The 7,635-nt window shown below is 68.8% G+C and carries 6 protein-coding genes and 1 pseudogene; 5 read left to right on the forward strand and 2 right to left on the reverse strand.

What is annotated here, in order from left to right; genetic code table 11:
• Positions 1-2,836 (reverse strand): DUF3683 domain-containing protein (locus RMP09_RS17450; RefSeq protein ID WP_310567253.1); only part of this gene is annotated, 2,836 nt, incomplete at its 3' end.
• 111 nt (positions 2,837-2,947) lie between these two features.
• On the opposite strand from RMP09_RS17450, the gene ugpQ reads away from it, so the two are divergent.
• Positions 2,948-3,706 carry a glycerophosphodiester phosphodiesterase gene (gene ugpQ / locus RMP09_RS17455; RefSeq protein WP_310567254.1) on the forward strand — a complete coding sequence of 253 codons (759 nt, stop codon included), beginning with the start codon at positions 2,948-2,950 and terminating at the stop codon, positions 3,704-3,706.
• Positions 3,707-3,851: 145 nt separating this feature from the next.
• Here the strand turns inward: ugpQ and RMP09_RS17460 are convergent, their stop codons facing one another.
• Positions 3,852-4,121 (reverse strand): hypothetical protein, encoded by a 270-nt coding sequence (locus RMP09_RS17460; protein ID WP_310567255.1) that lies wholly within the window; start codon positions 4,119-4,121, stop codon positions 3,852-3,854.
• Between the two features lie 49 nt (positions 4,122-4,170).
• On the opposite strand from RMP09_RS17460, the gene hemA reads away from it, so the two are divergent.
• The 4 genes and pseudogenes from hemA to RMP09_RS17480 all read left to right on the forward strand — a co-directional run.
• Positions 4,171-5,445, forward strand: coding sequence for a glutamyl-tRNA reductase (hemA, locus tag RMP09_RS17465; RefSeq protein ID WP_310567256.1), 1,275 nt, complete (start codon positions 4,171-4,173; stop codon positions 5,443-5,445).
• A 91-nt stretch (positions 5,446-5,536) separates the two neighbouring features.
• The gene (gene prfA, locus RMP09_RS17470) at positions 5,537-6,637 is read left to right on the forward strand and encodes a peptide chain release factor 1 (RefSeq protein ID WP_310567257.1); all 1,101 of its coding nucleotides are present in this window, start codon (positions 5,537-5,539) and stop codon (positions 6,635-6,637) included.
• Entirely contained in the window at positions 6,634-7,473 is an 840-nt protein-coding gene (gene prmC, locus RMP09_RS17475; RefSeq protein ID WP_310567258.1) for a peptide chain release factor N(5)-glutamine methyltransferase, read from the forward strand. The genes prfA and prmC overlap by 4 nt, the downstream gene beginning before the upstream one ends.
• 56 nt (positions 7,474-7,529) lie before the next feature.
• Positions 7,530-7,635: pseudogene (locus tag RMP09_RS17480) on the forward strand (monothiol glutaredoxin, Grx4 family); the annotation flags it as partial.

Genomic DNA, 7,635 nt, shown 5'->3' on the forward strand with positions numbered 1-7,635 from the left:
GCATGAACTTGATGGTCTCGGGGTTGGTCGCGTTCAGGAAGAACATGGCCGCGGCGTTGCCCGGGCGGAAGCTCTTCTGCCCCATCTTGCGCAGCAGGTTGCGCATGTTCATCGACACATCGCCGAAGTCGATCTTCACCGGGCAGGGCGAGAGGCACTTGTGGCAGACTGTGCAGTGGTCGGCCACGTCCTCGAACTCTTCCCAGTGCTTGATGCTGATGCCGCGACGCGTCTGCTCTTCATAGAGGAACGCCTCGACCAGCAGCGAGGTCGCCAGGATCTTGTTGCGCGGGCTGTAGAGCAGGTTCGCGCGCGGCACGTGCGTCGAGCAGACCGGCTTGCACTTGCCGCAACGCAGGCAGTCCTTGACCGAATCGGCGATGGCGCCGATGTCGCTCTGCTGCATGATCAGCGACTCGTGGCCCATCAGGCCGAACGACGGCGTGTAGGCATTGGCCAGATCGGCCTGGCGCACGCTCGCGTCGCCCGCCACCATCGCCTGGTGCGCGCTGCCGCGCAGCAGTTTGCCCTTGTTGAAGCGGCCTTCCGGATCGACCCGGGCCTTGTAGTCGGCAAAGGGCTGCAGCTCGGCGTCGGTCAGAAATTCCAGCTTGGTGATGCCGATGCCGTGCTCACCCGAGATCACGCCGTCCAGGTCGCGCGCCAGCACCATGATGCGGGCCACCGCCTCGTGCGCGGTCTGCAGCATCTCGTAGTCGTCGCTGTTGACCGGGATGTTGGTGTGCACGTTGCCGTCGCCGGCGTGCATGTGCAGCGCCACCCAGACGCGCCCCTTGAGCACACGTTTGTGGATCGCGTTGCACTCGGCCAGGATCGGGCCGAAGGCCGATCCGGTGAAGATCTGTTGCAGCGGCGCGCGGATCTGGGACTTCCAGCTGGCACGCAGGCTGTGGTCCTGCAATTGTGGGAACAAGGTTTCCACGTCGCGCAGCCAGGTGCCCCAGAGTGAGCGCACCTCGCGCACCAGGCTCAGCGCCTGCTGCACGCGGTCCTCCAGCAACTCGGCGTTGGGCAGTTCGTTGGCTTCGTCGGTCTTGCCCAGGGGCAGATTGCCCTTGGTGAAGAAGGCCTCCAGCGCCTCGCACAGCTTGAGCTTGTTGCGCAGCGACAGTTCGATGTTGATGCGCTCGATGCCCAGGGTGTACTCGCCCATGCGCGGCAGCGGGATCACCACGTCTTCGTTGATCTTGAAGGCGTTGGTGTGCTTGGAAATCGCCGCGGTGCGCTTGCGGTCCAGCCAGAATTTCTTGCGCGCCTCGTAGCTGATGGCGATGAAACCTTCGCCGCTGCGGCCATTGGCCAGGCGGATCACCTCGCTGGTGGCGCGCGCCACGGCGTCGGCGTCGTCACCGACGATGTCGCCGATCAGCACCATCTTGGGCAGGGTGCCGCGCTTGCTCTTGGTGGTGTAGCCCACCGCCTTGAGGTAGCGGTCGTCCAGGTGCTCCAGGCCGGCCAGCAGCGTGCCGCTGCGCTTTTGCTCGGCGAACATGAAGTCCTTGATCTCGACGATCGAAGGCACGCCGTCCTTGGGGTTGCCGAAGAACTCCAGGCACACGGTGCGGGTGTGCTCGGGCATGCGGTGCACCACCCAGCGGCCGCTGGTGATCAGGCCGTCGCAGCCCTCTTTCTGGATGCCCGGCAGGCCACTCAGGAACTTGTCGGTCACGTCCTTGCCCAGGCCTTCCTTGCGGAAAGTCTTGCCCGGTATCACCAGCTGTTCGGTGCGCACCGGCGTCTTGCCGTCGGCCTCGAAGTACTTGAGCTCGAAGCTCGCGACCTCGGCGTCGTGGATCTTGCCCAGGTTGTGGTCGGTGCGCGTGACCTCCAGCCATTGCGCCTGCGGCGTGACCATGCGCCAGCTCACCAGGTTGTCCAGCGCCGTGCCCCAGAGCACGGCCTTCTTGCCGCCCGCGTTCATGGCGATGTTGCCGCCCACACAGGAGGCTTCGGCCGAGGTCGGGTCCACCGCGAACACATAGCCCGCGCGCTCGGCCGCATCGGCCACGCGCTGGGTCACCACACCGGCCTCGGTCCACACCGTGGCCACCGGCTGCTCGTGCCCGCCGATGCGGATGTGCTCCACCTCGGTCATCGCTTCGAGCTTCTCGGTGTTGATGACCACGCTCTTCCAGGTCAGCGGGATCGCGCCGCCGGTGTAACCGGTGCCGCCGCCGCGCGGGATGATGGTCAGGCCCAGCTCGACGCAGCCCTTGACCAGGTGCGCCATCTCGGCCTCGGTGTCGGGCGTGAGCACCACGAAGGGGTATTCCACGCGCCAGTCGGTCGCATCGGTCACGTGCGACACGCGCGAGAGGCCGTCGAACTTGATGTTGTCCTTGGCGGTGAGCTTGCGCAGCACCTTGTTCGTGCGCTGGCGCAAAGCGGCCATGTCTTCGAACGAACGGGCAAACGACTCGACCGCGCCCTTGGCCGCCGTCAGCAGCAGCCCCACCGATTCGTCGCGCGCCCGGTCGTCCTGCGGCGTGCGGCGCTTCTGCACCTCGCCCAGGCGGTGGTGCAGGGCATCGACCAGCGCCCCGCGGCGCTTGGGGTTGTCCAGCAGATCGTCCTGCAGGTAGGGGTTGCGCTGCACGACCCAGATGTCGCCCAGCACCTCGTAGAGCATGCGGGCCGAGCGGCCGGTGCGGCGTTCGCCGCGCAGCTCGTCCAGCAAGCGCCAGGCCTGGGAGCCGAGCAGCCGCAGGACGATTTCCCGGTCCGAAAACGAGGTGTAGTTGTACGGAATCTCGCGCAAACGGGGCGATTCGTCGGCGGCGGTTTCCAGGAGCGGGAGCGGCGTGGGGGCGTTCATGTGCAGGGGCGATCAGCAGCAAAAGCTGAGCGGGCGATGGTACCGCACCCCCCATTCACACACCCCTGCGGCGGGTACTGGCACACTGATCGGCCAACCCGTGCGCACGCCATGAAAACTTCTGCTCCCGCCCTGCCCCACTGGCCCTATCCCCGCTGGGTCGCCCACCGCGGTGCCGGCAAGCTCGCGCCCGAGAACACCCTTGCCGCTTTCCGCCTGGGCGCGCAGCACGGCTACCGCATGTTCGAGTGCGACGCCAAGCTCAGCGCCGACGGCGTGCTCTTCCTGCTGCACGACGACACGCTGGAGCGCACCACCACCGGACAGGGCCTGGGCGGCGCCCAGCTCTGGGCAGCCCTGAGCCGGCTGGACGCGGGCGGCTGGCATTCGCGCGCCTACGCCGGCGAACCACCGGTCACGCTCGACGCCGTGGCCCACTATTGCCTGGCCAACCGTTTCGACCTGAACATCGAGATCAAGCCCGGCCCGGGCCAGGCCCGCGCCACCGGCGAGGCGGTGGGGCGCGAAGCCCTGCGGCTGTGGGCCGGCGCCAGCGGCGCACCGCCGCTGCTCAGCTCCTTCGAACCCGAGGCCCTGGCCGGTGCACGCGACACCGCGCCGGCCTTGCCCCGCGGCCTGCTGCTGGAAACCTTGGGCGACGGCTGGCTCGACACCGCCCTGGGCCTGGGCTGCGTGGCCGTCATCTGCGACCACACATACTGGACAGCCGAAGCCATGGCCCGCACCCGCCAGACCGGCCTGCGCACCCTGGCCTACACCGTGAACACGCCGGCCGACGTGGCGCGGCTGCAAGCCTGGGGCATCGACGGCATCATCACCGACCGGGTGGACCGGTTTTCACCGGTCTGAGGCGCGGTCACCGCCATGGCCCGCGTCGTCAACGCGCCCACCTCGCGCGAGGTGAATCTTCCAGAGACACCGCCGGGCTGGCTCCGCCAGACGGCTGGTGTCGCCCCCTGGAGGGGGTCGCGCGCAGCGCGGCGGGGGTGCCGCCCTATCGACCTCGCACCCACCAGACCAGCGAACCCTGCGCCAGCACCAGGGCCGCGTAGCTGAACATCTTGGCGTCGCGCCCCAGGACGATCAGCCCGGCCAGCAGCACCGCCACACCCAGGCCGCACAGCGCCAGCAGTTCCTTGCGGGCCGCCCAGCGGCCGGCCCGGGTTTTGGGCCACAGGCGGGGCGCGCCCCACAGCAGCAGCGCCACTCCGATGGCGGGGGCGGCGAAGTTCAGCAGGTGCCCGATCAAGGCCAAAAATGTCATGTCAGCAGGATGTCGGCGTCAGAGAGCCGCGAATTTTATAATCCGGCACATGTCTGTCTGGGCGCTCGGCATCAACCACCACACGGCTCCGCTTGATTTGCGGGGCCGTTTCGCGTTCGCGCTCGACCAGATCCAGCCCACGCTGCACGGTTACCGCCAGAGTCTGGCGCGCCAACCCGAGGCCACGCTGCTGTCCACCTGCAACCGCACCGAGCTCTACGCCGCGGGCGAACAGTCGGCCGTGGAACCCACGCTGGAATGGCTGGCGCAGACCGGCGGCGTCAGCACCCATGTGCTCAAAGACCACGCCTACATCCTGCGCGAAGGCGAGGCCGCGCGCCACGCCTTCCGCGTCGCCAGCGGGCTCGACAGCATGGTGCTGGGCGAGGCCCAGATCCTGGGTCAGATGAAGGACGCGGTGCGCGCCGCCGACGAAGCCGGTGCCCTGGGCACCACGCTGCACCAGCTGTTCCAGCGCTCCTTCGCTGTGGCCAAGCAGGTGCGTACCTCGACCGAGATCGGCGCCCACTCGATCAGCATGACCGCCGCCGCCGTGCGCCTGGCCAGCCAGCTGTTCGAGGACCTGAAAGACATCAAGGTGCTGTTCGTCGGCGCCGGCGAGATGATCGAACTGGCCGCCACGCATTTCGCGGCCAAGACGCCCAAGAGCATGGCGATCGCCAACCGCACGCTGGAACGCGGCGAAGCCCTGGCCGGCCGTTTCGGCGCCCAGGTCATGCGCCTGGCCGACATCCCCGAGCGTCTGCACGAATTCGACGCCGTGGTCAGCTGCACCGCCAGCACCCTGCCCATCATCGGCCTGGGCGCGGTGGAGCGCGCGCTCAAGAAGCGCAAGCACCGCCCCATGTTCATGGTCGACCTGGCCGTGCCGCGCGACATCGAGATCGAGGTCAAGGGCCTGTCCGACGTGTACCTCTACACCGTGGACGACCTGGCCAGCGTGGTGCAGACCGGCAAGGACAACCGCCAGGCCGCCGTGGCGCAGGCCGAGGCCATCATCGACGCGGGTGTGCTCAGCTTCATGCACTGGATGGACCAGCGCGACCCGGCCAAGGGCGGCGTGGTGCCGCTGATCCAGCAGATCAATGCCCAGGCCGACGCCTGGCGCGCCGCCGAGCTGGCCCGCGCCAAGAAACTGCTGGCCAAGGGCGAGCCGGTGGAAGCCGTGCTCGAAGCCCTGTCCAAGGGCCTGACGCAGAAGATGCTGCACGGCACCCTGGCCGAGCTGCACGCGGGCGACGCCGAGACCCGCGCCGCCACGGCCCAGACCGTCTCGCGCCTGTTCCTGCGCGAAAAGTCCTAGCGACGCTGGCCAGCGTCCCTACGGGACGCCCCGAGCACGGTCCGTCGGCCCCGTGCGTTCTCCGCCGCCGTCGCCTTGTCCCGCTTCCCGCATGAAACCCTTCGTCCGCGACACCCTGCTGCGCCAGAAAGCCCGCCTGCACGAGCTCGACGCCCTGCTCTCGGCGCCCGACGTGGTGAACGACCTGGACCGTTTCCGCACGCTCAGCCGCGAGCACGCCGACGCCTCCGTCATCGTTGAAGCCTTCAACCGCCACCAGCAGCGCGAGGCCGACCTGACCGCCGCGCAGGAGATGCTGGCCGACCCCGACATGGCCGAGATGGCGCAGGAAGAGATCGACACCGCGAAGTCCGACCTTGAACGGCTGGACGAAGAACTGCAGCACCTGCTGCTGCCCAAGGACCCGGATGACGAGCGCCCGGCCTTTGTCGAAATCCGCGCCGGCACGGGCGGCGACGAATCCGCGCTGTTCGCCGGCGACTTGGCGCGCCTGTACACCCGCTACGCCGACAGCCAGGGCTGGTCCACCGAAATCGTGAGCGAGTCGCCCAGCGAACTCGGCGGTTACAAAGAAGTGGTGCTGCGCATCGCCGGCCGCGGCCCGGGCGCCAACGTCTACGGCCAGCTGCGCTTCGAGTCCGGCGGCCACCGCGTGCAGCGCGTACCTGTGACGGAAACCCAGGGCCGCATCCACACCAGCGCCGCCACCGTGGCCGTGATGCCCGAACCCGACGAAACCGAGGCCATCAAGCTCAACCCGGCCGAGCTGCGCATCGACACCTACCGCGCCAGCGGCGCCGGTGGGCAGCACATCAACAAGACCGATTCGGCCGTGCGCGTGACCCACCTGCCCACCGGCATCACCGCCGAATGCCAGGACGGCCGCAGCCAGCACAGCAACAAGGCCAAAGCGCTGCAGGTGCTGCAGGCGCGGCTGCAGGAGAAGGACCGCAGCGAACGCGCCGCCAAGGAAGCCGCCACCCGCAAGGGCCTGGTCGGCAGCGGCGACCGCAGCGACCGCATCCGCACCTACAACTTCCCGCAAGGCCGGCTGACCGACCACCGCATCAACCTCACGCTCTACAAGCTGCTGATGGTGATGGAAGGCGACCTGGGCGACGTGATCCATGCGCTGCAGGTGGCGCGGGGCGCCGAGTTGCTCGCAGATCTGGAACAACAGAACAGCCGATGAACACGCTGCAAGACATCCTGCGACAGGCCAGCGCCGCCGGCCTGGACCGGCTCGACGCGCAGATGCTGCTGCTGCACGCGCTGGGCCGTTCGCCACACGACCGGGCCTGGCTGATCGCGCACGACGGTGATCCGCTGCCACCAGCAATATCCAACCGCTGGAGCGAGCTGCTGCAGCGTCGGCTGGCCGGTGAACCCGTGGCCTACCTGCTGGGCGAAAAGGCCTTCGGCGGCCTGACACTGCAGGTGGACGCCCGCGTGCTGGTGCCGCGGCCGGACACCGAGGCGCTGGTGGAATGGGCGCTGGACGCCCTGCCCCCGTCAGGCAGCGACGCGCCCCGCCTGCTGGACCTTGGCACCGGCAGCGGCGCCATCGCGCTGACCGTTGCCAGCCGTCGGCCCGACGTGCAAATCACCGCCACCGACGCCAGCGCGGACGCCCTGGTCGTGGCCCAGGCCAACGCGCAGCGCCTGGACCTGCCGGTGCGCTTTGCCCACGGTGCCTGGCTGGCGGCGGTGCCGGGCGAACGTTTTGACGTGATCGCCAGCAACCCGCCCTACATCGCCGAAGGCGACCACCACCTGGCCGCGTTGACCCACGAGCCCATCAGCGCACTGACCGCCGGGCCGGACGGGCTGGACGACCTCCGCCAGATCGTGGCGCAGGCGCCCGATGCGCTGCACCCGGGCGGCTGGCTGCTGCTGGAGCACGGCCACGACCAGGCCGCCGCCGTGCGGGCCCTGCTGGCGGCACACGGATTCGACGCCGTCGGCAGCCGCAACGATCTGGCGGGCATTGAGCGCTGCAGCGGCGGGCGGTGGCCCGGCGCGCGATAATTCGACACCCCGCCCGGCCCACGCCGGATGCACCCCAACCCACCCAGGACGCCAACATGAGTGACGCGCAGACCCAAATCGACCAACTGGTCAAATCCAACGACATCGTGCTGTTCATGAAGGGCAGCGCCAGCTTCCCGATGTGCGGCTTCTCCGGCCGCG

The organism is Hydrogenophaga sp. (assembly GCF_031426985.1).
Classification (GTDB): domain Bacteria; phylum Pseudomonadota; class Gammaproteobacteria; order Burkholderiales; family Burkholderiaceae_C; genus Hydrogenophaga.